Genomic DNA, 24,333 nt, shown 5'->3' with positions numbered 1-24,333 from the left:
CCCGCGCTCACCTCGAGTTCCCCGCCAACGCCCTCACCCGCGTCCACCGCCGGCACCAGCCGATGAGGCCCGCGGGCGCGGGGGTCGGCGGTGCGGCCTCCGGCCGGGCCGCCCCGGGGGTCACCGTCTCCGCCGACGTGTGGGTCGAAACGACCTCGATCGTCGCCGGACTTCTCCCCGTAGCGGCCACCCCGTTCCTCGGGGCGGTCTTCCTCACCGCGGACGCCCGCCGTTTCGACGCCCCGGACCCGATCGCGTACTTCCGGCGGCGCGCCTGGTGCAGCCTCGCCGCCGTCGGCGTCCTGCCCCTGATCGGCCTCGCCGAGACCCGCGGCGCGGGCCGCCCCGACGTGAGCTGACCGCCCGGCCCACCCCCGTACGACGGACCGTGAGAACCGACCGTCGGCCAAACCACCGGCAGGGAGGCAGCCGTGACGGAGAATCAGATCCTTGAAGGCCTCGGACTGATCGTCGTCCTGGCCGTCGGCTCCCAACTGCTGGCGAGCCGGCTGCGGATCCCCGCCCTGATCGTCCTGCTGCCGGTCGGGTTCACCGCGGGTGCCCTGACCGACATCGTCAACCCCGACAAACTGCTCGGCGACGCCTTCTCCCCGATGGTGTCACTGGCCGTGGCGGTGATCCTCTACGAGGCCGGGCTCGGCCTGAACGTGAGCAGGCTCCACGGCCACATGCGACGGGTCGTGGCGCGCCTGATCTGGATCGGCGTCCTGATCACCTGGGCGGCCGCCGCGGCTCTCGCGGTCCCGCTGCTGGGCATGTCGAAGAGCGCGGCGGTCATGCTCGGCGTGATCCTCGTCGTCTCGGGGCCCACCGTGGTCGGCCCACTGCTCCACTTCGTGCGTCCGACCGAGCGCTTGCAGCGCATCCTGATCTGGGAGGGGTCGCTGATCGACCCGGTCGGAGGCATCCTCGGGGCGCTCGTCTTCCACGCCGTCGTCGCGAGCGGCAGCAACGATCTGCGCGGCAAGTTCGCTCAGTTCGCGGAGAGTTCGGCCGTCGGACTGATCGGGGGCGCGGTGGGGGCCGCCGTATTGTGGTTCCTTCTCAGCCGCCTGCACCTGGGCGAGGTGCTGGGCACGACGGCGCAGCTCGCCGCCGCGGTGGGGGTGGCCGCCGCCTGCGACGCGATCCGGGACGACACCGGGCTCATCGCCGCGGTCGTCACGGGGATGGCCCTCGCCAATCTGCCGGGCGTGTCCCTCCCGGCGCGCCGCCCCTTCCTCGAGACCCTCGTGTCGCTGATCATCGGGCTGCTGTTCATCTCCATCTCGGCCACGGTCACCCCGGCGTCGCTGCGGCACGTCATCCTGCCCACGCTCGGTCTCGTCGCCGCCCTGGTCCTGGTGGTCAGGCCACTGGTCGCGTTGCTGTCCACCTTGGGAACGGACCTGCTCCGCGGCGAGAGAGCGTTCATCGGATGGATGGCACCCCGCGGAATCGTCGCCGCGTCCACCGCCTCGACCTTCTCCGCCGCTCTGGTCTCCGATCACGTCGGCGGCGCCCAGAAGATCCTTCCCGCCACCTTCCTGGTGATCGTCACCACGGTGACGCTGTACGGGCTGAGCGCGCACCCCGTCGCCCGGCGGCTGGGCGCGCTGCGCCCGGCGCGGGCCCGCCCGCTGCTCGTGGGCGGCGACCCCTGGGCGATCGACCTGGGACGCGCCCTGCACTCCGCGGGCCTCGACGTGCTGATGTGGGCCGGACGAGAAGAGCAACGTGACCTGATCCGGGCCGCCGGACTGCGCCTCGCACCGGGTGAGCTGCTCGCCGCGGCCACCGGCGAGGGAGCGGAACTCGAAGGGATCACCGGCGTCCTGCTGCTCACCGAGGAGGACGACTTCAACGCGCTGGCGTCGGAGACCCTGCGCGGCACGGTCGACGGGTTCGTCCACCGGCTGGGGCCGCCCGGTCTGAGTCACGGCGTGGTCGCCCCCTATACGACCGGCGACACCCTGTTCGGGGCCGAGCTGAACAGGCCGGAACTGGCCCGCCGCTACGAGAACGGCGCCCGGATCACCCTCCGCTCCGCCGAGCAAGGCATCCCTGCCGGACACGCGCTGCTGTTCCTCGTACGGCCGGACGGGCGACTGGACCCGGTCACCGAGACCCGCACCCCACAGCCCGGGGCCCATGACAAGGCGATCCTGCTCGGTCCGGCCCGGGTACCCGGCATGGCACGGACCGAATGACGACGGCGACTGACGACGGGGACTGACGAAAGACACAGACGACGGGGACTGGCGAGAGAGGCAGACGGCGGCCGGTGCGGGCCACCCGCCCCGGTCGTGTCCGAACACCAACGGGCCAGCACGGATTGCGGTCTGCCGTCCGGCTGGATCTCATGGTTCTCATGTAGCAACAAGCCTCTGACCCAGACGACCTCGTGCCGCCGATGGAGCGTTCGCACTGGGTGGCCTTCGCCGGGATCCTGCTGATGGTCAGCGCCCTGTTCAACCTTCTCAACGGCTTCGTGGCGATCTTCAACCACGGCTACTACTCGACCGTGTACTCCCAGGGCAACCGGCTGCTCATCCTCAACTACACGGCCTGGGGCTGGATCTTCGTCGTCATCGGCATCGTGATGGCGCTGGCGAGTCTCGGTGTGTTCGTGGGCTCCAGGGGGGCGCGGCTGACGGGCATCTTCCTGGCCGCGTTCTCTCTGATCGCGCAGATGATCTTCCTTCCGGTCTACCCGTTCTGGTCGGTGTTCACGATGCTCGTGTCCCTGCTGGTCATCTACGGCCTGCTGGCCGAGCCGAAGCATGTGCACGGGGCCCGGGTCTGACCGGATCCGGATGAGCCCGGGAGCCGGGCTCTCCGCAGGCCAAGGGCGCCGCCCTTTCCCGGAGCCGACGGAGCCGGCCTCTCACAGCAGGGCGATCGGGTTGACCGGTGAGCCCGTGGCGGCCGGAAGCCGCAGGGGTGCGACCACACACAGGAAGGACCAGCGGTCCTCCTGTTCGACAGCGCGGTCGCCCCGTCGGCCGTCAGCGAGGACGTCGGGACGCCGCCGTGCAGGGTGCCGTCGTGGATGACGTGGCAGAGCGCGTCGAGATGGCTGTCGGCGGTCTTGGTCGGGCGTGGGCCGGCGGTCTCAGCCGCGCAGCCCGTCGAGTGCCTCGTCGAGCGTGGTGGCCGCCATGATCAGCGACAGATGGGTGAACGCCTGGGGGAAGTTGCCCAGTTGCTCGCCCGTCGGGCCCACCTCCTCGGCGAAGAGACCGACGTGGTTGGCGTAGGTATGCATCTTCTCGAACGTGTAGCGCGCCTCGGCCAGCCTGCCGGAGCGGGCCAGCGCGTCGACGTACAGGAAGGTGCACAGACTGAAGGTGCCTTCCGAGCCGCGCAGTCCGTCCGGGGAGGCGGCGGGGTCGTAGCGGTAGACGAGGCTGTCGGAGACCAGGGTCCGGCTCATCGCGTCGAGGGTCGACAGCCAGGTCGGGTCCTTCGCGCCCAGGAAGCCGACCCGGGGGATGAGCAGGAGCGAGGCGTCCAGTACGCCGCCGTCGTAGTACTGGACGTACGCCTTCTCCTTGTCGTTCCAGCCGCGCTCCATCACCTGCTCCAGGACGGCGTCGCGCGCCCGGGTCCAGAGCGCGGTGTTCGCCGGCCGGCTCCAGTCGTGGGCCAGACGCAGGCCGCGGTTGAACGCGGCCCAGCACATCACCCTGCTGTACGTGAAGTCCTTGCGCCCGCCGCGGGTCTCCCAGATGCCCTCGTCGGGGCGGTCCCAGTTGTCGGCGAGCCAGTCCAGGCTTCGGGTGACGGCCTTCCAGCCCGCGTAGTCGGCCTGGATGCCGATCTCCCGGCCCTCCGACAGGCCGTAGAGAGCCTCGCCGTAGATGTCGAGCTGGAGCTGGTCAGCGGCGGCGTTCCCGACCCGTACGGGGGAGGAGCCGCGGTAGCCCTCGAAGTGGTCCAGGATCTCCTCGCCCAGCAAGGGTGTCCCGTCCACCCGGTACATGATCTGGAGGGCTTCGCCTTCCTGGTCCAGGCGTTCCATCAGCCGTTCGCGCAGCCAGTGGGTGAACGCCGTCGCCTCCTCGACGAACCCGAGGTCGAGCAGGGCGCGCAGCGACAGGGAGCCGTCCCGTACCCAGGTGTAGCGGTAGTCCCAGTTGCGTTCGCCGCCGACCTGTTCCGGCAGGCCCATGGTGGCCGCCGCGACCGGGGCGCCGGTGGGCGCGTAGGTCAGGAGCTTGAGGGTTATCGCGGAGCGGTGCACCATGTCGGGCCAGCGGCCCCGGTACCTGGAGGTCCGCACCCAGCGCTGCCAGAACTCGATGGTCTCCGCCAGGTTCTCTTCGGTCCCCGGCACGGTGGGCGGCGGCGGTGCCGTGGCGTCCGGCCCGTCCACGGTGAACACGGCCGTCGCCATCTCGCCGGCGTTCAGGGTGACGGAGCTGCGGACGTCCTGTCCGTCCCGCTCCAGAGGGAAGGTGCTCTGCAGGAACGCGGTGATTCCCGGGCTGCGGAAGACGGCGCCGTCCGGGCCGAGGGCGAGGTCGTGACCGGCCCGCCCGTAGTCGAAGCGCGGGCGGCACTCCAGGACGAACCGCATCGTTCCCCGCACCGTCCGCACGGCGCGGACGAGCCGGTGCCGGGCGGAGACGGTCCCGGTGCGGTCCGGGGGCATCCAGTCGAGGACCTCGCCCACCCCGTCCGGTGACATGAACCGGGTCACCAGCACCGCCGTGTCCGGGTAGTAGAGCTGTTTCCAGGCGCCTTCAAGGTGGGAGGGCGCCAGCCGGAAATAGCCTCCGCCGTCGTGGTCGAGCAGCGCGGCGAAGATGCTGGGGGAGTCGAAGCGCGGGGCGGCGAACCAGTCCACGACGCCCTTGGAGGAGACCAGAGCGGAGGACTGGAGATCGCCCACCAGGCCGTGGTCGGCGATGGGCGGATAGCGGTCCATGGCGATCCAATCTCGAGGATCCAGGCATCTTCACTATCCGACATGGCGGACGTGTCCGCTTGTTCACCCAGGGAAGGACGGGGATCGCGGGGGGACGTGGCTGGATTGCCGAACACCGGGCGGCCGGGGTTACTGGAGTGGACCGCTCAACGTCGACGAGGCGCGCGCCGGTGCTCCGGGAGGCAGCGCCGGTGTCCCGGGAGGTAACCGCATGGACATGATCCATGTGCGCATGGTGAGTCCCGCCCGGCTGACCGACGCGGCGGTCGCCCTTCTCACGGCCGACCCCAGTGTCCTCAACCTCGTGGTGCAGCCCGGCATCGCGCGGAACCCGGACGGCGACGCCCTCGCCTGCGACGTGCTGACCGGAGGGGCGAACGGCGTGCTGCGCGGTCTGCGCGAGCTGCGCCTCGACCAGGCGGGTTCCATCGTTGTCGAACCCGTCGACATGGCGTTCTCCGGACGCGCCGAACAGGCCGGTGCCGATCGGCTCGGGGCGCTCTCCCGGGCGCCCGTCTGGGAAGAGGTGGAGGCCCGCATCCGAGCGGAAGGCACCTACGCCCCGAGCTTCTACCTCTACCTCGTGGTCGCCGGTCTCATCGGCGCGGTCGGCATCGTCACCAACTCCCAGATCCTCATCGTCGCGGCCATGGTCGTCGGGCCCGAGTACGGTGCCATCGTCAGTGTCGCGCTGGGGATCGACCAGCGCTCGGCGCCGCGCGTCCGCAAGGGACTGACTGCCCTGACGGCAGGGTTCGCGCTGGCCATCGCGGCCACGTACCTCTTCGCTCTGCTGATCCGCGGATTCGACCTGGAGTCCAAGGCGTTCGACGTCGGCGTGCGTCCCGTCTCCCATCTGATCGACACACCCGACTTCTTCTCGTTCGCGGTCGCCACGCTGGCCGGGATCGTGGGCATCGTCTCCTTGACCGAGGCCAGGACGAGCGCTCTGCTGGGCGTCTTCATCTCCGTCACCACCATCCCCGCGGCGGCCGACTTCAGCGTCTCCGCCGCCTTCGGCAGCTGGACCGAGGCGCGCGGAGCGTTCATCCAACTCCTCATCAACGTCACCGTGTTGATCGTCGTGGGCACGCTCACGCTCAGGGGTCAGCGCGCCATCTGGCGCCGGGTCGGCCGACGCGGCCTCCGGGCCGCCGACGGGTGAGGGACGCACCGGCACGCGAGGACGCGCGGGGCGGGGCGTCCTGTCCGGCAGGCGGGAAGTGTCAGACTGACGCCATGGACGAGCGCGTATTCGACAGGTCGGGTCAGCAGGCTTCGGTCATCGGTCTCGGCACCTGGCAACTGGGTGCCGACTGGGGCGACGTGAGTGAGAAGGAGGCCCTGGCCGTGCTGGAGACGGCGGCGGAGTCGGGGGTGACCTTCTTCGACACCGCCGATGTGTACGGCGACGGGCGGAGCGAGGAGATCATCGCCACCTTCCTGAGCGGCCGGCCGGACCTGCACGTCATGGTCGCCTCCAAGATGGGCCGCCGCGTCGACCAGATCCCGGAGAACTACGTCCTCGACAACTTCCGCGCCTGGAACGACCGTTCCCGCCGCAACCTGGGCGTCGACCGCCTCGACCTGGTGCAGTTGCACTGCCCGCCGACACCCGTGTACTCCTCCGACGCGGTGTACGACGCCCTCGACACCCTGGTCGAGGAGGAGCGGATCGCCGCGTACGGCGTGAGCGTCGAGACGTGCGACGAGGCGCTGGCCGCCATCGCCCGGCCGAACGTGGCGAGCGTCCAGATCATCCTCAACCCCTTCCGCATGAAGCCCCTGCGGCAGGTCCTGCCGGCCGCCCGGGAAGCCGGCGTCGCCATCATCGCGCGGGTCCCGCTGGCCTCCGGGCTGCTCTCCGGCAAGTACACCAAGGACACCGTCTTCGCCGCGGACGACCACCGGACGTACAACCGCCGCGGTGAGGCCTTCGACCAGGGGGAGACCTTCTCCGGGGTCGACTTCATGACGGGCGTGGAGGCGGCGGCCGAGTTCTCCGCCCTCGCCCCCGAGGGGTACACCCCGGCCCAGCTGGCGCTGCGGTGGATCGTCGGGCAGCCCGGCGTCACCACGGTGATCCCGGGAGCCCGTTCACCCGAACAGGCCCGCGCCAACGCGGCGGCCGCGAAGCTGCCCGAGCTGTCGCGCACGACGCTGGACGCCATCGACGAGCTGTACGAGCGGCGGATCAAGGAGCAGGTGGAGAGCCGCTGGTAGCAGCGAGACCGAACCCGGCGGCGGTACGCACGCGTTCCTGGCGGTCCCTGCCGCCGGGCATGCCGTCCTGTGCGGGCCGGTGCCGCCGGGGCGGGTGCGTTCTTGCTGGTCCGCGTCACCGGGGTATGCCCGGTCCCTGAAGGCCCGTACGGCCGGGACGCGCCGGCTTGTCGGTGGTCCGCCCCGCCGGGGCACGTCGACCTCGGGGGCCGGTGCCGCAGGGACGCGCCGGCTTCTCGGCGGCTCGTACCCCCCGCGCAGGCCGGCCCGGAAGCCCGGTGCCGCCGGGGCGGGTCAGTCCCCGGCGGCCCGCGCCGCCGGAAGCGCGTCGAGCTGCCGGTCGTGCACGCGGCTCAGCACCAGGACCGAGACGCTCGCGCCGATCAGCGCGCAGAACATGTCCCACTGGGTGTCCCACACATCGCCCTGGGTCGCGAGGAAGGCGTCCGCGCCATGGCCGCCGATCACGGCGGCCGCCCACTCGAACATCTCGAAGAGGGCGCTGAAGGCGAGGCACGCGCACACGGTCAGCGGCGCCAGCCACCTGCTGCCGCGCAGCGGTGACGTCCTGCTGAGCAGCTCCCGCACCAGGACGGCCGGCACGAAGCCCTGCATGAGGTGCCCGAACCGGTCGTACGGATTGCGGTCGAGCCCGAACGTGTCGCGCACCCAGTCGCCCAGCGGCACCTGTGCGTAGGTGTAGTGGCCGCCCACCGCGAGCACCAGGGCGTGCGCCGCGAGGAGGCAGTACAGCAGGCTCGTCAGCGGGAACCGCCGCCGGCCGATCACCACCAGCGGCAGCCCGACGAGTACCCACACGGTCTCCAGCAGCCAGGTCGTTCCGTCGTGCGCATGCCATGCGGAGAGCGCCATGCCCGCGATCACCACCGCGAGGAGCACGGCCGGGAGGGTCCGGCCGGGGGCGCGCTCCGGGGAAGCCGGGTGCGGGCCGGGCGGGGCGAGGACTGTTCCGGGCATGGCGGGCTCCTTCGTCCAGGTGGCCCCATCGTGGTGGAGGGCCGGGGCGGGTGGCATGAGTACGGGTACTCACCGGCGGACGGGTAATTTCGACGAACACGTTCGTGACGTACTTGTTCGCAACGAACATGTTCGTTATCTTTGAGGGGTGACAGGACAACCAGCTCCCCGCCCCAGCCGCCGCGAGCGCCCGGCGAAGCCGGCCCTGACCAGGGCCGGCATCATCAGTACCGCCGTCGCGCTGATGCGCGCCGAAGGTCTCCCGCGCGTCACCATGCGCCGCCTGGCGCAGGAACTCGACACCGGACCGGCCTCGCTCTACGTCTATGTGCGCAACACCGCAGAACTGCACGCGGCGGTGCTCGACGACCTGCTCGGCGGCGTCGACCTGGGCCCGGCCCGCGCGGACGGCGACTGGCGCGACCGGCTCGTGAAGGTCCTCACCTCGTACACGGCCGTGCTGTTCGAGCACCCGGGGCTCGCCCGCTCGGCCCTGGTGGCCCGCCCGTCCGGTGAGCGCTACCTCGACCTGGCCGAGGCGCTGCTGTCCCTGCTCGACGAGGGCGGTGTCCCCGGTGACAGGGCGGCCTGGGGGATCGACCTGCTGCTGCAGTTCGCCACCGCCACCGCGGCGGAGCACTCCGCGGGGGAGAAGGACACGGTCGACACCGAGGGCGAGTGGGCGGCGCTCGCCGCGGCGGTGCGCGGTGCCTCCCGCGAGCGGCACCCGCACGTCGCCGCGCTGGGCGCGGACCTGCTCTCCGGGCCGGGCGTGGCTCGTCTGAACTGGGGCTTCCACGTCCTGATCAACGGTGTCGTGCTCACGCCCCGGCCGGACACGCCGGAGGCGCCGACCTCCCCCACGCCACCCGACACGCCGTGAGCCCCACCAGCCGACGGCCGTCACCACCCCGCACCGTCACCGAAAGCGGACGGTCAGCCCCGTACCGACCCTTACAAGGAGAACCAGCCATGACGAACACCCACCACCCCATCGCCGTGATCGGCGCCGGTCTCGGCGGCCTCACGCTCGCCCGCGTCCTGCACCTGAACGGCATCGAAGCCGCCGTCTACGACCTGGACGCCTCACCGACCGCCCGCCCCCAGGGCGGCATGCTCGACATGCACGAGGAGTCCGGCCAGGCCGCGCTGCGCGCCGCCGGGCTCCACGACGAATTCCGCGCGGCCATCCACGCCGGCGGCGAGGCCATGCGCATACTCGACAAGAACGCCACCGTCCGGATGGAGGACGCGGGCGAGAACGAATCACGCCCGGAGATCTCCAGGGCCACCCTGCGTGACATCCTGCTCGGCTCGCTGCCGGAGGGCACCGTCCGCTGGGGCGCCAAGGTCACCGGGACACGAACGGCCGGGGACGGCCGCCACGAGGTGAGCCTCGCCGACGGGAACAGCTTCACCGCCGACGTGCTGATCGGCGCCGACGGCGCCTGGTCGAAGGTACGGCCGCTGGTCACCGACGCCACCCCGGTCTACGCCGGAATCTCCTTCGTCGAGATGCATCTGTTCGACGCCGACACCCGTCACCCGAAGGGCGCGGCCGTCGTCGGAGGCGGCATCCTGTTCGCGCTCGCCGAGGAGAAGGGCCTGCTCGGCCACCGTGACCCGGACGGCTCCCTGCATGTCTACGCGGCCCTGCGCACGCCCGCCGACTGGGCGGTCTCCGGCGCCGTCGACTTCACCGACACCGAGGCGGCCAGGCGGAGCCTCCTGGAGCACTTCGACGGCTGGGACGAGAGCCTGCTCTCCCTCATCGCGGACGCGGACGGCGAACTCGTCGCCCGGCCGATCCACGCCCTGCCGCCCGGCCTGCGCTGGGAGCGCGTCCCCGGCGTCACCCTGCTCGGTGACGCCGCGCACGTGATGTCCCCGTTCGCCGGAGAGGGTGCCAACCTCGCGATGCTCGACGGCGCCGAAGTCGCCGCCGCCCTCGTCGCCCACCCCGGCGACACCGAGAAGGCCCTCACCGCCTACGAGGAGGCGCTCTTCCCTCGCTCTGAGAACGCGGCCACCGAATCCGCCGCGAACCTCTCGATCTGCTTCAGTCCGGACGCCCCGCAGAGCCTGGTCGACCTGATGAACCAGTACCGGGGCGACGCCAACTGACGTACAGAGCAGTAGTTGTGACGATTGGTCAGTGAATTCCGGTTCTCGTCGGCCGACGGCGCGACCCCCTTCACCACCGGGTGGGCCCACCCTTCACCACGCCGTCACCCTCCGGACGCGCACGTCACTTCCGGCACTCCCGGGCGCCCTCTATTCTCGCGCCCGGGCCGGGGTCCGGGGAAGTCGCCGGACATCTCCGGTCCGACTGTCCTCGCACCCTGTCCGTCGGAAGGCGACACCTTTTATGCGCCCCTCATGGCCGCGCACAGCAAGACGGTTCGGCAGCAGGTCCGCCGCCGTGCTCGTGACCACCGCCCTCGCCCTGGCGACCCCGTTCCCCGCCGACGCGGGCGGCACCGCCGTGGAGCGGCCGGCGTCCCTGGTGGACCCGCTGATCGGATCGGCGAACAGTGGCACGACCTACCCCGGAGCCACGCTCCCGCAGGGGATGATCGGCTGGTCCCCGACCAGCACGACCGGCGACCAGACCAGCACCGGGGCCGCCAACGGCTACCAGTACAACGTCACCCGCATCCGCGGTCTGAGTCTCACCCATGTCAACGGCGCCGGATGCAACCCCGGTGCCGCGGGCGACGTCCCGATCATGCCGTACGTCGGTGACGTGACCTCCTCGCCCTCCGCCGACACCAAGGACGCCGTTTACGCGTCCAACTTCTCGCACACGGCCGAGAAGGCCGTGCCCGGGCGCTACTCGCTCGGCCTCGCGTCGGGCGCGTCGGCCGACCTCGCGGTGAGCAGGCGGGCGGGCGTCGCCGACTTCGCCTTCCCGGCCGACCGCCCCGCCAACCTGCTCTTCCGGGTCTCCAACTCCCTGAACGGCAGCGAGGACGCGCAGGTCGACATCGACACCGCGCACCGCAAGGTGACCGGCTCGGTGCAGACCGGCGCGTTCTGCGGCCGCCGCGCCAACGGCGGCACGAACAACCGCAAGAGCTACTACCGGCTGTACTTCAGCGCGTCCTTCGACCGGGACTTCTCCTCCGTCGGCACCTGGAAGGACGGCACCCTGTTCGCGGGGTCCACCACCGCTTCGGGCGGGGAGGGCTACGCCACCGGCGCGGACCGGGCGGGCCGGGGCTCCGGCGGGTACGTCGGCTTCGACACGAGTGCTGACAACGATGTCCACATGCGGATCGGCATCTCGTACGTCAGTCTCGGCGGCGCCGAGGCCAACCTGCGCCGGGAGATCGCCCCGAACGCCGGCGTCACGGACGTGGCAGACGCGGGCACCCGCGCCTGGAACCGTGAGTTGAGCACCGTCCGGGTCGACGGCGCCACCACCGACCGGCGCACCACGTTCTACACCGCGCTCTACCACGCGCTCATGCAGCCCAACCTGATCAGCGACGCCGACGGCCGCTACTACGGCATGGACGGCGCCGTGCACCGTCTCGCCAGGGGCCAGCGCGCGCAGTACAGCAACTTCTCGGGCTGGGACCAGTACCGCGCCCAGATACAGCTCCTCGCCCTGCTGAAGCCGCGGGTCGCGGGCGACTTCGCCCAGTCCCTCTACAACTTCGCGCGGCAGAACGACGGGGTCTGGGACCGCTGGGTGCACATCAGTGGCGCCACTCACGTCATGACGGGCGACCCCTCGGCGGCGACCGTGGCCACCCTCTACGCGATGGGTGTCCGCAACTTCGACTACGAGGGAGCGTTCGACTCACTAGTACGGCAGGCCACCGTGCCGCGCCCCGAAGGACTGCTGGACGCCGGCTGCCCCGGCCAGTGCGTGGGCCAACGGCCCAACCTGGCACAGTATCTGACGTCGCATTACGCGGCGCAGGACGTGTGCCACTGCTGGGGCGGCGCCGCCGAGACGCTGGAGGACGCGGTCGCCGACTCGGCACTCGCCAAGTGGGCGCGGCTGCTCGGTCGCGACCAGGAAGCGGCCGTCTTCGCCGAGCGGGGCGCCTACTGGCGGAATGTGTTCAACCCCGCCGCCACGGCCGACGCCGGCTACATCCAGGCCCGCAGGCTCGACGGGTCCTGGGTGACGCCGTTCAGCCCCGGCAGCGATCTCGGCTTCGCGCAGGGCACCAGCGCCACGTACACCTGGATGGTCCCGCAGGACGTCCAGGGGCTGGCCGCCGCCATGGGTGGCCGGGACACGGCCGCGGCACGGCTGGACGGCTTCTTCCACAAGGCCGACGGCTCCTGGTCCGTGCGCGGCGGGGACGCCCTGCGCTACGACCCGACCAACGAGCCCGGCATCCACGCGCCCTGGCTCTACAACGGGCTCGGACAGCCCTGGAAGACCCAGGCGACCGTCCGGCAGATCCTCGACACCGTGTACGGCACCGGCCCCTCGGGCCTGCCGGGCAACGACGACCTCGGGACCATGTCCGCCTGGTACGTCTTCTCCGCGCTCGGCCTGTACCCGCAGACCCCGGGCAGCGCGACGATGCTCCTGGGCGCCCCGGTCTTCCCGCGCGCGGTGGTGCCGCGGCCGGGCGGGAAGAGCATCGTCATCAGCGCGCCCGACGCGGATGCCACGCACCTCTACATCGACGCCGTACGGGTCGACGGGCGCCCCACGCAACGCTCCTGGACCGGCGCCGGTCTCACGACCGAGGGCGGCACGGTGAGATTCCGACTCGGCGAGCAGCCCGACGCCGAGTGGGCAACCGCCCCCGAGGACCTGCCGCAGTGACCGCGCGGCCGCGCGGGAACGGATGTTCCCGCGCGGCCGAACGGCCCGCTCAGTCCCGGCCGGCCGCCCCGCGCAGCGCCGCGATGGCAGTGCCGATCGCCTGCTGGAGCTCCTCCAGGCGCTGCACCATGTCGTCCTCGTAGATGTCGTCGGCGTCGTCGAACGTCAGCTCCTCGAACACCTTCGTGGCCTTCTGCAGGCTGCTGTAGAACTTCGTCCGGCGTTCCTGGACGCGCAGTTCGGGGTCGGCCTCCACCGTCTCGACGACGAGGTTCTTCATCGTGTCGTACGCCTCCGTGGCCCACTCGCCCGCGTCCTCGCCCTCGTCGAGCTCGTCGAGGAGGGACAGATGCCGCTCGGCCTCGGAGCGCAGTTCGGCCGGAGCGTCCAGGGTCTGCCCGGCCGGTGTCCTGATCTGGCCCTTCTCCGCGATCTGGCGCACATAGCCGATACGGTCGGCCGCCCGGTTCTCGGTGGCGACCGCCTTCTTCAGCTCCTCCGTGCGGGAGATGTCGCGGGCCAACTCGGTCTGGAGCGCCGGGTCTTCCTTCACCCGGTCCAGGAGTGCGGCCCGCGCCGCCTTCGCCGTGGAGGGGTCGGCGAGGATCGCGGCCCGCAGCGCGGTCGGGTTCTCGGCCACCTCCAGGGCCTTCGTGGGACGGATGCCCTCGGCCTCCGCGGCCTCGGCGATGGCGGTGCCGCGCTCCGAGGCGGCACTGGAACGGGACGCGTAGTAGGCGGACCAGGCCTCCGCGTCCGGCAGTTCGACGTCCGCGCCGGGGAGCAGGGTCTCGAAATGGGGGACCAGGCCGTCGTCGGCGGCTCTGTCCCAGGCCTTGTAGTAGCGCATGACGCGCTCGGGCGAGCATCCGGCCAGTTCCGCGAACTCCTTCGCGGACACCTTCTGCGTGTCGTCGGCGGACTGCCCGCCGGGACGGACACTGCGGGCCACCTTCAGCGCGAAGGCCCAGCCGCCGTTCCGTGCGTAGGCGCCGAAGTCATGGGCGTCGCGCTCGACGGGGTTCGGCGTGTCGGCGCGCGCGGCGGATTCTTCGGACGAGGCGATGGCTGCGGTCAACGGGAACTCTCCTGGGATGGCGGGGCGTTGATGTCACGGAGGATGAAGCATTGGCCTAAGGTTTGCGTGGAATCAAGCAGTCACGCGTGGACCGGAACCAAGCGGACACCCAAGTAAATCCGAAATGTGTAAGCCAGAAACGACGCGATGTGATGACCTTCACCCCGATGTGGCAGAAAGTGATGAATTCCTTACGGCCGTGTCACGTACGGCTGGGTATCGACCATCGCGCGACCGCGGGAGGATCTTTCGTGCGACCGTTCACTCTCAACTACGCCCAGCCCTCAGGGCAGTCGGCCGCAGTACCCCCGTACCACTTCGACGTGTCCCTGCAACTGAACGTGCTGCCCGACGGCCGCCCGGCCGTCAGCGACCGCGCGTTGCTGATGGCGACCGGCACCACGACGTCGACGGCCGGTTCCCAGACGCACTTCGACGACTGACGGATGCCGCGCGCATGACGGTTCTCATACTCACGGCCGAACAGGACGTCACCGCCGACATGGTGGTGGCCAAGCTGCATGAGCGGGGCGTGCCCATGGTGCGCCTCGATCCCGCCGACCTGCCCGGCAAGGCGGTGCTGTCCGCCGACTACGCCCACGGTGACTTCGACGGCTATCTGTCGGTCAACGGCCATGTGCTCAGCATGGGTGGCCTGCGCTCCGTGTGGGTGCGCAGACCGGGCGAGCCGGCGGCCCATGCCGCCGAACCATCCGCATGGCTCACCGCCGAGACCAGGCAGGCCCTGTTCGGCATGCTCTACTCGGCCTCGACCCGCTGGATGAACCACCCGCGCCGGGCCGAGCAGGCCCGGCACAAGCCCTGGCAGCTGAGGGTGGCCCACAGCAGCGGATTCGCGGTGCCGCCCACTGTGATCACGACCGCCCCCCGGGTGGCCCAGCAGTTCGTCCAGGAGTACGGGGACGTGGTGGTGAAGTCCGCCTCAGGGCCGCCGCCCGGCGAGCCTCCGGCGGCTCTGCCCACCACGCTGGTCGGACCCGACACGGACTTCTCCGGCGTGGCGGCCGGCCCCGCGTTGCTCCAGCGCTACATTCCCAAGCGCGCCGACATCCGCCTCACCGGCATCGGCACCCGGCTGTTCGCCGCCCGCAAGGCCGCCGAGCCCGGTCAGGTGGACGGCCGGTTCGGCGAGACGGGGAACGGCTGGGAGCCCACACCGGTGCCGCATCGCATCGCCCGTGCGGTCCACGACTACCTCGCCTTCACCGGACTCGCCTACGCCGCCTTCGACTTCGCCGAGGACGCGGAGGGCATCTGGTGGTTCCTGGAGTGCAACCAGGGAGGCCAGTTCGGCTTCGTCGAGCTGGAGACCGGGCAGCCCATCGCCGACGAGGTCGCCGTGTGGCTGGCGCAGCGGAGGCCCGGTCTCCGTATCCCGGAAGGACATTGACCTGAGCGTCCGGTGACGGTCGATCATTTCGTGCTTGTCCGGAAGGAGTTGAAGAAGGTCTTCAGCGCCAGCCGGTTGGCGGCGGTGTCCCAGTCGTCCGCCGGGGTCGTCCAGCGCAACGAGAAGCCCCGGTGGTCGCCGATGAGGAAGCCACGGCCGAGGGTGCGCACCCGTACGCCCCGGGACACGGAGTACCACTCCATGTCGGCGCCCTTCATGCCCCGGTAGGTCACCGGCTGGATGTCGCCCACCCGTTCGTAGCCGGTGGAGACGGCACGCAGGGACGGTTCCAGGTCGCTCCAGACGGCCACGGGGTCCGGACCGAGCTGGGTGCTGTAGGTGACGGCCAGGGTGCGCGGGTCGCCGCTCGCGCCGAAGGTCACCCGGTAGGCGAGGTCGTCGGAGGACTGCGTCTCAACCGGTTTCCAGCCGAGCGGGAGGGCGACGCCGAAGCCCTGGGGCGCCCGGTAGAGGGAGAAGCCGGACGGCAGCGTCGCGCCGGCGGTGGCGCTGGGGGAGGGGGACGGGGAGGAGGACGGCTCGGGGGACGCCGTGGGCGTCCGGGCGGGGGTCGTGCCGGCAGAGGTGGGGGCCGCGGACGGCGCGCCGGCTGCCGCCCGTGACGGTGTGGAGCCGGAGGCGTCGTCTCCGCCCGGCAGTCCGCCCATCGTGGCGAACACCGCGACGGCGACGACGGTGACGGCGAGGGCCCCGCCCAGCAGTACCGGCCGGCCGACGGGCAGGCCTCCCCGGGTCCGTCCCGTTCTTTCCTCGTCCGCGCCCTTGGAGCGGAAGTCCCCGGCGGGATCCAGGAGATCGGGCAGCGGCTCCGGCGGCGTGGACTCCTCGAGGTTCTGCCGGAGGATGCGCGTCAGCGCCTCGCGTACGACGGCTTCGGGCACCCGCTCCACGGGGTCCCAGCGCAGCAGGCCCAAAATGGCGGGCGCGAGCGGGCCCGCGTGCCGCGGTGCCCTGACCGGCAGCCGGTCCACCGCCCGCAGCGTGGCCTCCGTCTGCCCCCGGTCCCGCACGGCCGGCTTGCCCTCCACCAGCGCGTACATGATCGCGCCCAGTGCCCAGAGGTCCGCCGCGGGTGCGCCGCCCTCACCGCGGGCCTGTTCGGGGGAGGCGTACGAGGGAGCGGTGACGCGCGTAGCGTCGGTGGCCGCGGTCAGTCCGAACCCGGTCACCGTGACCGTGTCCTGGTCGTCGGCCCACACCTGGCTCGGGCCGAGTTCGCCGTGGAGAACTCCCTCGCCATGGGCGGCGGTGAGGACATCCAGGACGCCGAGCCCGATCCGGGCCGCCCGCACGGGGGCGACGGGGCCGTGCAGGAGGAGTTCGGACAGCGGGACGCCCGGGGGCCGTTCCGTCACGGTCCACACGAAGCCGGGCTCCTCGACCACATCGAGGACCGCGGCCACCAGGCCGGGACAGGCCGGACCGAGAATCTCGGCCGCGCGCAGGATCCGGTCGGCGGCGGGCTCCCGCACCTCCTCGCCCCGGTGCTCGGCGACGTGTGACCGGGTCAGGACGACGGGCCGTCCGAAGGCCGTGTCCTCGCCGTGCCATACGGCCCGCCCCTCTTCGCGCAGGGCGACTTCGAGCAGCCGGTATCGCCCGGCGATCAACTCGCCCGCGGAGTCTTGCGCCTTCGCCATCTTCATCCCTCGTTGCGTACCGGGCACTCACCTTTCCCAGAAGTACGCGGGACGTGACGAAGAGTGTTCAACGGAAGACGGATCGAGATACCTGTTTTTACTCGGCCGCGCCGCCGTCGCGCACCCGTACGAACAGTGCAGGCCCGTGTTCCCCGTCGACTCACCGCACAGCCTCCTGGCCGAGGTAGGAGTCCACGGCCCGCTGTGACCGGCAACTCGCCCTCAGGGGACGGCAGTTGACATCGGACCCGGAACGCGGGGCACTGTCGCCGCCGGGACATGGACACCAGGGAGCCGCCCGGGAAAGATGCCAGATGCACACAGTGCCCTCTGCTCACCGTGTCCGTCCGCTCACCGCCCGAGCCACCAGGAGGCCGCCCGTATGAGTGCCCGACCGCTGCCCGTCAGCCAGCCCGCCGAGCAGGGAGTCGACGCCTCGGGCATCACCGCGTTCCTCGACGCCGTCGAGGCCGACCCGGACATCGAACCGCACAGTCTGATGATCCTGCGCCACGGGCACCTCGTCGCCTCCGGCTGGTGGGCGCCGTACACACCCGAGCGCCTCCAGCTGCTCTACTCGCTCAGCAAGAGCTTCACCTCCACGGCGGCCGGATTCGCCGTGGCCGAGGGCCTGTTGGACCTGGACCAACCAGTGATCTCGTACTTCCCCGAGTTCGAGGCCGACATCACCGATCCGCGCAGCCGCGCGATGCTCGTCCGGCACGTCGCGGCCATGGCCAGCGGCCATCTCGCCGAGACCTACGCCGACGCGCTCCGGCTCGACCGGGAGGAGGCGGTACGCGGCTTCCTGCTGATCCCGCCGGACCGTGACCCCGGCACCGTGTTCGCGTACAACCAGTCCGCCACGTACACGCTCGCCACGATCGTCCAGCGGGTGACCGGTCTGTCGCTGACCGCGTATCTGCGGCCCCGGCTGTTCGACCCGCTGGGCATCGGGGAGACCGCCTGGACACGGAACCGGGCCGGCCGGGAGATCGGCTTCAGCGGGCTGCACGCCTCGACCGACGCGATCGCCCGGCTCGGCCAGCTGTATCTGCGCGAAGGTGTCTGGGAGGGGCAGCGGCTCCTGCCGGCCTCCTGGGTCGCGGAGGCGACCCGCGCGCACATCGCGAACGCGGACGGCACCCCCGAGGGAGCCCGGTCGGACTGGCAGCAGGGCTATGGACTCCAGTTCTGGCGGGGGCGGCACGGATACCGCGGCGACGGCGCGTTCGGGCAGTTCTGCGTCGTGCTGCCCGAACACGACGCGGTGATCGCGACGACCGCGGCGACCGACCGGATGCAGGAGCTGCTGGACCTGATGTGGCGGCATCTGCTGCCCGCGTTCGGAACGGCGCCGCTGCCGCCCGGGGGCGAGGCCGACCACGCGCTGCGCGGACGGCTCGCCCGGCTCGCCCTGCCGCCGGTCGAGGCCGGGCCCGAGCCCGCGGAGCCCGCGGACACCTGGTGGGACGCGGAGTTCGTTCCCGCCGGAGGCGTCTGCGCGGAGCAGCGGACGCTGACGGGCGTGGTCGTCACCGAGGGCGACAAGGGCCCGTGCGTCACCCTGGTCGAGGGCGACCGGCGACTCGAGCTGCGACTCGGCGGAACCGGCTGGACCGTCGACCCCGGCCCGACGCCCACGGCGGTGAGCGGGGGCTGGACCGACCCGGTCACCCTGCGCGTCGACGTGCTGTTCCTGGAGACCCCGCATCGGTTGACCGTGACCTGCTCCCTCCCCGATCGCACCTTCACGGCCCGCTGGCACACCACCCCGCTCCACGCCCGCTCCCTGGCGTCCCTTCACGCACCGTCACGGCTGGCGTGAACGGGCCATCGGAAAACGCCATACCGCGCCACCCCTTCCGCCACGTAGAGATATCTACCAACATGCAAAAGCCGAGGTCCTGGCGGGCAACCGCGGGTCTTCGGCCGGTGCCTCCCTCCGCGCCTGCCGAGCGGAGGGGACTATCTCCGGGGTGATCCGTGACGAACGTGATGTGGATGCAGAGCGTGGAGTGGCTGGCGGCGGCCGCCAGGAATCCGAGAGCGTGCAAACGGGAGTGGGACCAGGGGAACGGTGGCGTGCTCCTGGAGGCCGGACGCTACTGGGACGTGCTGAGCGTGCCCGAACAACTCGGCCTGCTCGCCCTGGACATCCTGTGGTCCGACCCGCTCCAGGTGCCGGGGCCCACCCTGGTCGACTGCACGGCCCGCCGCGTCGGCTTCTTCCTGCCGCCCGACCCCGCCAGCCGATGGGAGGGATCGGGGCTCCGCCACCTCGGCAAGGGCTCGTGGATCGCCGTACCGCCCCCGTACCGTTCCGCGGGACCGCTGGAGTGGATCATCCCGCCGGACGGGACGGGCGCCCTGCATCCGGCCCTCTCCCTGGAACTGGCGCTGCGCCAGGCCAACGGCACCCTGGCCGTCCTGGCACCGTCGGCCGAGGAGTAGCACTCACCAGTCGGCCAGGCCACGCGGCACGGGAACCGCGGGAACGCATCCGTCCTGGTCCTTCTCCGGAACGGGTGCCGCGAAGCTCGCCCACAGCACCTCGCGGGGTTCCGGGACCAGCCGACCCTCGGCCCGCCACTCCGACACGAGCTGAGCGTAGATCGGCGGATGGCCGCCCGGATGAGTGCCCTGATGACCGGGACGGCCGGACGGCTCGGCGTAGGGCCGGCCCGTGCCTGTTCCCATGACCGTCCCCGCGCTCGTACGGGTGCCGGCACCGGCTCGCAGAGCGGGAACGTGTCGCAACGCTTTGTGAGTGCTGTCCATGCCGGAGCAACGTGTGCGTCCGCGCCGGTGGAACGCGCCTCGCCGACCGCCCACCGGGTCGGGTGACCACGTCCCCCGTTCGGCGCAACGCTACGACCCGCCGCTCGCGAAGACCTGTGCCCGCTATCCGGCCCCGTAGAAGTGCGCCTGGCCTCCGCGCCACTTCACCCATGCCGGATCGTCCAGCAGATCCTCCGCGTCCGGCAGACCGGCGCGGCCGAGGAACTCCAGCAGATCCTCGTCCGAGAACGCCACGCCGAGGTTCTCACCCCGCGCGGTCACCTCGCGGCCACTGGTACCCAGGGTCGGATGCACAACCAAAGGAGCCCGTCCGGACATGTCTCCAGGATCGTCCTTCGCGCCGCGCCGCGCATCCGGACGGGCGGATGCGAAGTCGTCGTATGGCGTGAAGTGGTTGTATTCAGTGAAGTGGTTGTCTTCAGTACTGAGTGCGTTGCTACTTCTCTGGGCGAGGAGCTTTCGATGGGCGCGTTGGACCTGACAGCGATCGAAGCGGAGCGTCAGCGGATCCGGGACGCCCATCTGATGCCGGAAAGGCCGGCGAGCACGGCCCGCGGCGTGCACCATGTCGCGCTGCTCTCCTCGGACGTGGAGCGGACCGTACGGTTCTACCAGGGCGTCCTGGGCTTTCCCCTCACCGAGATGATCGAGAACCGGGACTACCAGGGCTCGACCCACTTCTTCTTCGACCTCGGCAACGGCAATCTGCTCGCCTTCTTCGACTTCCCCGGACTCGACCTCGGTCCGTACGCGGAGGTCCTCGGCGGACTGCACCACCTGGCCATCTCGGTCGACCCCGTCACCTGGCGCGGGCTGCGCGAGCGACTCGACGCCGCCGAGGTCACGTACATGGAGGAGAGCGGCACCTCGCTCTACTTCCGCGACCCCGACGGCGCCCGGGTCGAACTGCTCGCCGACCCGCTCGGCGAGATGTACGGCAACGCGGTCCTGTGAGCCCGGGGCCTGGGCCTCAGCGCAGTGTCTCGGCCCAATTCGCCGGGACGCGCCCCGCGGGGCCGGGTGTGGGCTGGTCGAGCGGATGGCTCACCGGGGGAGCGAGCTCGGGACCGGACTCGTACAGCTCCGAGGTGTCGTAGTCCCAGAACCAGTTCTCGCCCGGTTCGAAACTCTGGATGACCGGGTGACCCGTGCTCCGCGCGTGGGCGGTGGCGTGCTTGGCCGGGGAGTCGTCGCAGCAGCCGATGTGCCCGCACTGGGCGCAGCGCCGCAGGTGGAACCACCATCCGCCGACGGCGTCGCACTCGGTGCAGCCGGTGCCGCTCGGCGGGACGGAGGGGTCGATACCGTTGGGCGTGGTCATGACGGCTCCTCGGAGGTCTCCGTGACGGTCAGGGGGAGGCGGACCTGGAAGCGGGTGTCGCCGGGCACGGACTGCACCATCAGACTTCCGTGATGCTTGTTGACGACGATCCGCCAGGAGATGTCCAGGCCGAGCCCGGTGCCCTCACCCACCGGCTTCGTGGTGAAGAACGGGTCGAAGATGCGGTCACGGATCTCGGCGGGTACTCCGGAACCGGTGTCGTGGAACTCGACGAGCACCTGGTCGCCGTCGAGCGCGGTGCGCACTGTCAGCTTCCCCTCGCCGTCCATCGCCGAGACGGCGTTGTCGATGAGGTTCGTCCACACCTGGTTCAACTCGCCCGGATAGGCGGGGATCCGCGGCACCGAACGGTCGTACTCCTTGGCGACCTTGATGCCGGAGCCCATCTTGCCGGCGAGCATCATCAGGGTGCTGTCCAGCAGTTCGTGCACGTCGGCGACCTGGTAGGGCGCGCGGTCCATCTGTGAGTACTGCTTGGCCGCGTCCACCAGGTGCGAGATCCGGGTGGTGGAGTCCTCGATCTCGTTCATGAGCAGCTCGGTCTCGACCGTGTAGTTCAGCCACCGGACCGCGCCTTCGAGAGTCGGCCCGTCCACCGCCGCCGCGACCTGGTCCAGCCAGTCGGTGTCGAGCCCCGCCTGCACGAACGTGGGCGCGAGCTGCCAGCCGCCCGTGATCTCGTGGTCGTCGAGCCAGTCGGCGAGCGCGTCCTCGCGGTCGGAGGCCTCCAGCGGGGTCAGCGGCGTGGCCTTGGCGACCTGCTCGGCGGTCCGCTCCTGGATCTCGACCAAGGTCTCCAGAGTGTCGCGCGCGTACGATCCCGCAGCGATCACCCCCAGCTTCTGCCGCATGTGGGCCACCCGGTCGCGCAGCGCGGAGGTGGCCCGTACGGCCGCCGCGGCCGGGTTGTTGAGCTCGTGCGTGAGCCCGGCGGACAGTGAGCCGAGCGCCAGGAGCCGTTCGCGCTGTCCGATGGTCCGCTGGGTGTTCTGACTGCCGAAGAACATGCCCTCCAGCAGATGGACGGCCATCGGGAACCAGTCCCGCAGGATGGCGGAGAACGTCGCGGCGGGCAGGACGAAGAACCGCGAGGGCTCGGTGACCCGCATGGAACCCTTGTACTGGGCGTCGTCCGGGCCGCTGAGATACGCCTGCATCGCGCCCGCGTACACCCCGCGCTTCGAGGTGCGGCTGATCTCCACGTCGTCCGCGCCGACCCGGCGCGACATCACCACCGTGCCTTCGAGGAGCACGTAGAAGCAGGTGGCCGGATCACCCTCGGTGTAGACCGGCCCGGGGTCGAACTCCTCCGTCCGCCCCTCCCGGCACAGCCGGTCCAGCTGGTCGTCGTCGAGCTTCTCGAACAGGAAGAGCGTGCTGAGTTCCGCCGCGTCGCACGGCACCGACCGCCTGCTCACGACTGCTCCAGATAACGGTGGACGAGCATGACGGCCATGGCTCCCTCTCCGACCGCGGACGCGACCCTCTTCGCCGACTCGGCGCGCGCGTCCCCGGCCACGAACACGCCGGGCACATTGGTTTCCAGGTGGTACGGGGGCCGGTCCAGCTCCCAGCCCCGGGGCGGTTGCCCGTCGGGTGTCATGTCAGGGCCCGCCACGATGAATCCGCGGCCGTCCCTGAGCACCGTGCCCTCCAGCCAGTCGGTGAGCGGGGCCGCGCCGATGAACAGGAACATCCACTGCGCGTCGACGAGTTCGGTGTGGCCGCTCTCCACATCGCGCAGGGTCAGCTGCTCCAGATGGCCGTCGCCGTGCGCGGACTCGACGACCGTGCCGGTGCGCACCGAGATGTTGGACGCCTCGCCGATCTGCTCGACCAGATAGTGGGACATCGAGGCGGACAGCGAGGGGCCGCGCACCAGGATGGTGACGGACTTGGCGCCCCGGGCCAGATACATCGCCGCCTGGCCGGCCGAGTTCGCCCCGCCCACGATGTACACGTCGTGGCCCTGGCAGGCGGCCGCCTCGGTCAGCGCCGAGCCGTAGTAGACGCCGCAGCCCGTCAGCTCGGCCAGACCGGGCGCCTGGAGCTGCCGGTACGACACACCGGTCGCGAGGATCACCGCGTGCGCGGAGATCGCGGAGCCGTCGGAGAAACGGATCGTGCGCGAGGCCCCGGTCACCTCCAGTCCGGTCACCTCACGCGCGGTGAGGATCTCGGCGCCGAACTTGGCCGCCTGCCGCCGCGCCCGGTCGGTGAGCTGCCCCCCGGAGACGCCGTCGGGGAAGCCGAGGTAGTTCTCGATCCGTGAACTCTGGCCCGCCTGCCCACCGGTCGCGGACCGTTCCACGAGCACCGTGCGCAGCCCCTCGGACGCGCCGTACACGGCCGCTCCGAGTCCGGCGGGACCGCCGCCGATCACGACGAGGTCGTAGAACTCCGAGGTGGGCGTCGTGGCGAGCCCGACGTGCGCCGCGATCTCGGGGTCCTCGGGCTCGACGAGCGGCGTGCCGTCCGGGGTGACCACCAGCGGCAGCCTCTGCCCGTCCTGTCCGGCGGCGGCCAGCAGGCGCTGTCCCTCCGGGGTGTCGGACGAGTACCACCGGTAGGGCACCTGGTTGCGGGCGAGGAACTCCCGGACGCCCGACGAACGCGCCGACCACCGGTGTCCGACCACCTTGCAGGCTCCCACCGGCCGGTAGTCGCTGGCCCGCCAGGCGTCCAGGAGATCGTCGACGACCGGATAGAGCTTCTCCTCCGGCGGATCCCAGGGCTTGAGCAGATAGTGGTCGAGGTCGATCACGTTGATCGCGTCGATCGCCGCGTTGGTGTCCGCGTACGCGGTCAGCAGCACCCGGCGGGCGCCCGGATACACATCGAGGGCCTGCTCCAGGAACTCGATGCCGTTCATCTGCGGCATCCGGTAGTCGGCGAGGATCACGGCCACCTGATCACCGCGCAGCTTCAGCTCGCGCAGGGCGTCCAGCGCGGCGTCCCCGGACTCTGCGCGCACGATCCGGTGCGCCTCGCCGTAGCGGCGCCTGAGGTCCCGCGCGACGGCGCGCGACACCCCGGGGTCGTCGTCGACGGTCAGAATGACGGTCCGCGCCGGACTGGCGGCCTGGGTCATACCTCTCCCACCCCGA

General features: G+C 71.1%; 22 protein-coding genes and 1 pseudogene. 13 read left to right on the top strand and 10 right to left on the bottom strand.

The genetic code is table 11. The features are described 5' to 3' along the window. Window positions 1-62 precede the first annotated feature (62 nt). From ACFYR3_RS15425 to ACFYR3_RS15415, 3 genes are all read left to right on the top strand, one after another. Complete coding sequence (locus ACFYR3_RS15425; RefSeq protein WP_355840403.1) at window positions 63-359, top strand: hypothetical protein; 297 nt, start codon at window positions 63-65, stop codon at window positions 357-359. Window positions 360-431: 72 nt separating this feature from the next. Beyond that, the gene (locus tag ACFYR3_RS15420; protein WP_389283289.1) at window positions 432-2,210 is read left to right on the top strand and encodes a cation:proton antiporter; all 1,779 of its coding nucleotides are present in this window, start codon (window positions 432-434) and stop codon (window positions 2,208-2,210) included. Window positions 2,211-2,413: 203 nt separating this feature from the next. Then, complete coding sequence (locus ACFYR3_RS15415) at window positions 2,414-2,806, top strand: hypothetical protein (protein ID WP_355840402.1); 393 nt, start codon at window positions 2,414-2,416, stop codon at window positions 2,804-2,806. A gap of 81 nt (window positions 2,807-2,887) precedes the next feature. Here ACFYR3_RS15415 and ACFYR3_RS15410 read toward each other — a convergent pair. After that, a pseudogene (locus tag ACFYR3_RS15410) lies at window positions 2,888-2,983 on the bottom strand (cyclase family protein); the annotation flags it as partial. Between the two features lie 132 nt (window positions 2,984-3,115). Continuing rightward, a complete protein-coding gene (locus tag ACFYR3_RS15405) occupies window positions 3,116-4,939 on the bottom strand; it encodes a glycoside hydrolase family 15 protein (RefSeq protein ID WP_355840642.1) in 1,824 nt (607 codons plus the stop codon). Between the two features lie 205 nt (window positions 4,940-5,144). On the opposite strand from ACFYR3_RS15405, the gene ACFYR3_RS15400 reads away from it, so the two are divergent. Both ACFYR3_RS15400 and ACFYR3_RS15395 read left to right on the top strand, forming a co-directional pair. Then, window positions 5,145-6,098: a DUF389 domain-containing protein gene (locus tag ACFYR3_RS15400; protein WP_355840401.1), complete on the top strand. Its 954-nt coding sequence runs from the start codon at window positions 5,145-5,147 to the stop codon at window positions 6,096-6,098. A gap of 74 nt (window positions 6,099-6,172) precedes the next feature. Continuing rightward, window positions 6,173-7,156: an aldo/keto reductase gene (locus ACFYR3_RS15395; protein WP_389283286.1), complete on the top strand. Its 984-nt coding sequence runs from the start codon at window positions 6,173-6,175 to the stop codon at window positions 7,154-7,156. Between the two features lie 294 nt (window positions 7,157-7,450). Here ACFYR3_RS15395 and ACFYR3_RS15390 read toward each other — a convergent pair whose 3' ends face one another. After that, window positions 7,451-8,134, bottom strand: a complete 684-nt coding sequence (locus ACFYR3_RS15390) for a DUF2238 domain-containing protein (protein ID WP_389283284.1) — start codon at window positions 8,132-8,134, stop codon at window positions 7,451-7,453. Window positions 8,135-8,282: 148 nt separating this feature from the next. Here ACFYR3_RS15390 and ACFYR3_RS15385 point away from each other — a divergent pair, with 148 nt between their 5' ends. From ACFYR3_RS15385 to ACFYR3_RS15375, 3 genes are all read left to right on the top strand, one after another. Continuing rightward, window positions 8,283-9,017, top strand: coding sequence for a TetR/AcrR family transcriptional regulator (locus tag ACFYR3_RS15385; protein ID WP_355840399.1), 735 nt, complete (start codon window positions 8,283-8,285; stop codon window positions 9,015-9,017). Between the two features lie 89 nt (window positions 9,018-9,106). Further along, entirely contained in the window at window positions 9,107-10,258 is a 1,152-nt protein-coding gene (locus ACFYR3_RS15380) for an NAD(P)/FAD-dependent oxidoreductase (RefSeq protein WP_355840398.1), read from the top strand. A 244-nt stretch (window positions 10,259-10,502) separates the two neighbouring features. After that, the gene (locus ACFYR3_RS15375; RefSeq protein ID WP_389283281.1) at window positions 10,503-12,932 is read left to right on the top strand and encodes a GH92 family glycosyl hydrolase; all 2,430 of its coding nucleotides are present in this window, start codon (window positions 10,503-10,505) and stop codon (window positions 12,930-12,932) included. Between the two features lie 49 nt (window positions 12,933-12,981). On the opposite strand, the gene ACFYR3_RS15370 is transcribed toward ACFYR3_RS15375, so the two are convergent. Beyond that, on the bottom strand, window positions 12,982-14,010 hold the full coding sequence (locus tag ACFYR3_RS15370; RefSeq protein WP_389283279.1) for a hypothetical protein: 1,029 nt from the start codon (window positions 14,008-14,010) through the stop codon (window positions 12,982-12,984). 251 nt (window positions 14,011-14,261) lie between these two features. Between ACFYR3_RS15370 and tgmA the strand changes: the two genes are divergently transcribed. Both tgmA and tgmB read left to right on the top strand, forming a co-directional pair. Beyond that, window positions 14,262-14,453, top strand: a complete 192-nt coding sequence (gene tgmA / locus ACFYR3_RS15365) for a putative ATP-grasp-modified RiPP (RefSeq protein WP_261706291.1) — start codon at window positions 14,262-14,264, stop codon at window positions 14,451-14,453. Between the two features lie 14 nt (window positions 14,454-14,467). Continuing rightward, entirely contained in the window at window positions 14,468-15,421 is a 954-nt protein-coding gene (tgmB, locus tag ACFYR3_RS15360; protein ID WP_355840395.1) for an ATP-grasp ribosomal peptide maturase, read from the top strand. 23 nt (window positions 15,422-15,444) lie between these two features. Here tgmB and ACFYR3_RS15355 read toward each other — a convergent pair whose 3' ends face one another. Then, the gene (locus tag ACFYR3_RS15355) at window positions 15,445-17,082 is read right to left on the bottom strand and encodes a serine/threonine-protein kinase (protein ID WP_389283277.1); all 1,638 of its coding nucleotides are present in this window, start codon (window positions 17,080-17,082) and stop codon (window positions 15,445-15,447) included. Between the two features lie 382 nt (window positions 17,083-17,464). Between ACFYR3_RS15355 and ACFYR3_RS15350 the strand changes: the two genes are divergently transcribed. Together ACFYR3_RS15350 and ACFYR3_RS15345 are read left to right on the top strand one after the other, a co-directional pair. Beyond that, the gene (locus tag ACFYR3_RS15350; RefSeq protein WP_389283275.1) at window positions 17,465-18,910 is read left to right on the top strand and encodes a serine hydrolase domain-containing protein; all 1,446 of its coding nucleotides are present in this window, start codon (window positions 17,465-17,467) and stop codon (window positions 18,908-18,910) included. 170 nt (window positions 18,911-19,080) lie between these two features. Next, on the top strand, window positions 19,081-19,536 hold the full coding sequence (locus tag ACFYR3_RS15345; protein WP_389283327.1) for a hypothetical protein: 456 nt from the start codon (window positions 19,081-19,083) through the stop codon (window positions 19,534-19,536). Between the two features lie 3 nt (window positions 19,537-19,539). Here ACFYR3_RS15345 and ACFYR3_RS15340 read toward each other — a convergent pair whose 3' ends face one another. Both ACFYR3_RS15340 and ACFYR3_RS15335 read right to left on the bottom strand, forming a co-directional pair. Further along, window positions 19,540-19,863, bottom strand: coding sequence for a hypothetical protein (locus ACFYR3_RS15340; protein ID WP_389283273.1), 324 nt, complete (start codon window positions 19,861-19,863; stop codon window positions 19,540-19,542). A gap of 123 nt (window positions 19,864-19,986) precedes the next feature. Beyond that, on the bottom strand, window positions 19,987-20,202 hold the full coding sequence (locus ACFYR3_RS15335) for a hypothetical protein (protein ID WP_355840390.1): 216 nt from the start codon (window positions 20,200-20,202) through the stop codon (window positions 19,987-19,989). A 144-nt stretch (window positions 20,203-20,346) separates the two neighbouring features. Here ACFYR3_RS15335 and ACFYR3_RS15330 point away from each other — a divergent pair, with 144 nt between their 5' ends. Continuing rightward, window positions 20,347-20,838 carry a VOC family protein gene (locus ACFYR3_RS15330; protein ID WP_356780928.1) on the top strand — a complete coding sequence of 164 codons (492 nt, stop codon included), beginning with the start codon at window positions 20,347-20,349 and terminating at the stop codon, window positions 20,836-20,838. 16 nt (window positions 20,839-20,854) lie between these two features. Here the strand turns inward: ACFYR3_RS15330 and ACFYR3_RS15325 are convergent, their stop codons facing one another. Genes ACFYR3_RS15325 through ACFYR3_RS15315 form a run of 3 tightly spaced genes read right to left on the bottom strand, consistent with a single transcriptional unit; the run spans window position 20,855 to window position 24,317 of the window. Next, window positions 20,855-21,205 carry a UBP-type zinc finger domain-containing protein gene (locus ACFYR3_RS15325; protein WP_355840388.1) on the bottom strand — a complete coding sequence of 117 codons (351 nt, stop codon included), beginning with the start codon at window positions 21,203-21,205 and terminating at the stop codon, window positions 20,855-20,857. Continuing rightward, the gene (locus ACFYR3_RS15320) at window positions 21,202-22,644 is read right to left on the bottom strand and encodes an ATP-binding protein (protein ID WP_355840387.1); all 1,443 of its coding nucleotides are present in this window, start codon (window positions 22,642-22,644) and stop codon (window positions 21,202-21,204) included. Before ACFYR3_RS15320 ends, ACFYR3_RS15325 begins: the two co-directional genes overlap by 4 nt. Continuing rightward, the gene (locus tag ACFYR3_RS15315) at window positions 22,641-24,317 is read right to left on the bottom strand and encodes an FAD-dependent oxidoreductase (protein WP_355840386.1); all 1,677 of its coding nucleotides are present in this window, start codon (window positions 24,315-24,317) and stop codon (window positions 22,641-22,643) included. The genes ACFYR3_RS15320 and ACFYR3_RS15315 overlap by 4 nt, the downstream gene beginning before the upstream one ends. Window positions 24,318-24,333 lie beyond the last annotated feature (16 nt).

This window comes from Streptomyces sp. NPDC005784, assembly GCF_042871525.1.
Taxonomy (GTDB): Bacteria; Actinomycetota; Actinomycetes; order Streptomycetales; family Streptomycetaceae; genus Streptomyces.
This window is presented reverse-complemented; position numbering and strand designations above follow the sequence as displayed.

Coding starts and splice junctions, on each gene's coding strand:
- ACFYR3_RS15425 (WP_355840403.1), top strand. CDS start 63: ATGAGGCCCGCGGGCGCGGGGGTCGGCGGTGCGGCCTCCGGCCGGGCC.
- ACFYR3_RS15415 (WP_355840402.1), top strand. CDS start 2,414: ATGGAGCGTTCGCACTGGGTGGCCTTCGCCGGGATCCTGCTGATGGTC.
- ACFYR3_RS15400 (WP_355840401.1), top strand. CDS start 5,145: ATGGACATGATCCATGTGCGCATGGTGAGTCCCGCCCGGCTGACCGAC.
- ACFYR3_RS15395 (WP_389283286.1), top strand. CDS start 6,173: ATGGACGAGCGCGTATTCGACAGGTCGGGTCAGCAGGCTTCGGTCATC.
- ACFYR3_RS15390 (WP_389283284.1), bottom strand. CDS start 8,134: ATGCCCGGAACAGTCCTCGCCCCGCCCGGCCCGCACCCGGCTTCCCCG.
- ACFYR3_RS15380 (WP_355840398.1), top strand. CDS start 9,107: ATGACGAACACCCACCACCCCATCGCCGTGATCGGCGCCGGTCTCGGC.
- ACFYR3_RS15375 (WP_389283281.1), top strand. CDS start 10,503: ATGCGCCCCTCATGGCCGCGCACAGCAAGACGGTTCGGCAGCAGGTCC.
- tgmB (WP_355840395.1), top strand. CDS start 14,468: ATGACGGTTCTCATACTCACGGCCGAACAGGACGTCACCGCCGACATG.
- ACFYR3_RS15355 (WP_389283277.1), bottom strand. CDS start 17,082: ATGGCGAAGGCGCAAGACTCCGCGGGCGAGTTGATCGCCGGGCGATAC.
- ACFYR3_RS15350 (WP_389283275.1), top strand. CDS start 17,465: ATGAGTGCCCGACCGCTGCCCGTCAGCCAGCCCGCCGAGCAGGGAGTC.
- ACFYR3_RS15345 (WP_389283327.1), top strand. CDS start 19,081: ATGTGGATGCAGAGCGTGGAGTGGCTGGCGGCGGCCGCCAGGAATCCG.
- ACFYR3_RS15340 (WP_389283273.1), bottom strand. CDS start 19,863: ATGGACAGCACTCACAAAGCGTTGCGACACGTTCCCGCTCTGCGAGCC.
- ACFYR3_RS15335 (WP_355840390.1), bottom strand. CDS start 20,202: ATGTCCGGACGGGCTCCTTTGGTTGTGCATCCGACCCTGGGTACCAGT.
- ACFYR3_RS15330 (WP_356780928.1), top strand. CDS start 20,347: ATGGGCGCGTTGGACCTGACAGCGATCGAAGCGGAGCGTCAGCGGATC.
- ACFYR3_RS15325 (WP_355840388.1), bottom strand. CDS start 21,205: ATGACCACGCCCAACGGTATCGACCCCTCCGTCCCGCCGAGCGGCACC.
- ACFYR3_RS15315 (WP_355840386.1), bottom strand. CDS start 24,317: ATGACCCAGGCCGCCAGTCCGGCGCGGACCGTCATTCTGACCGTCGAC.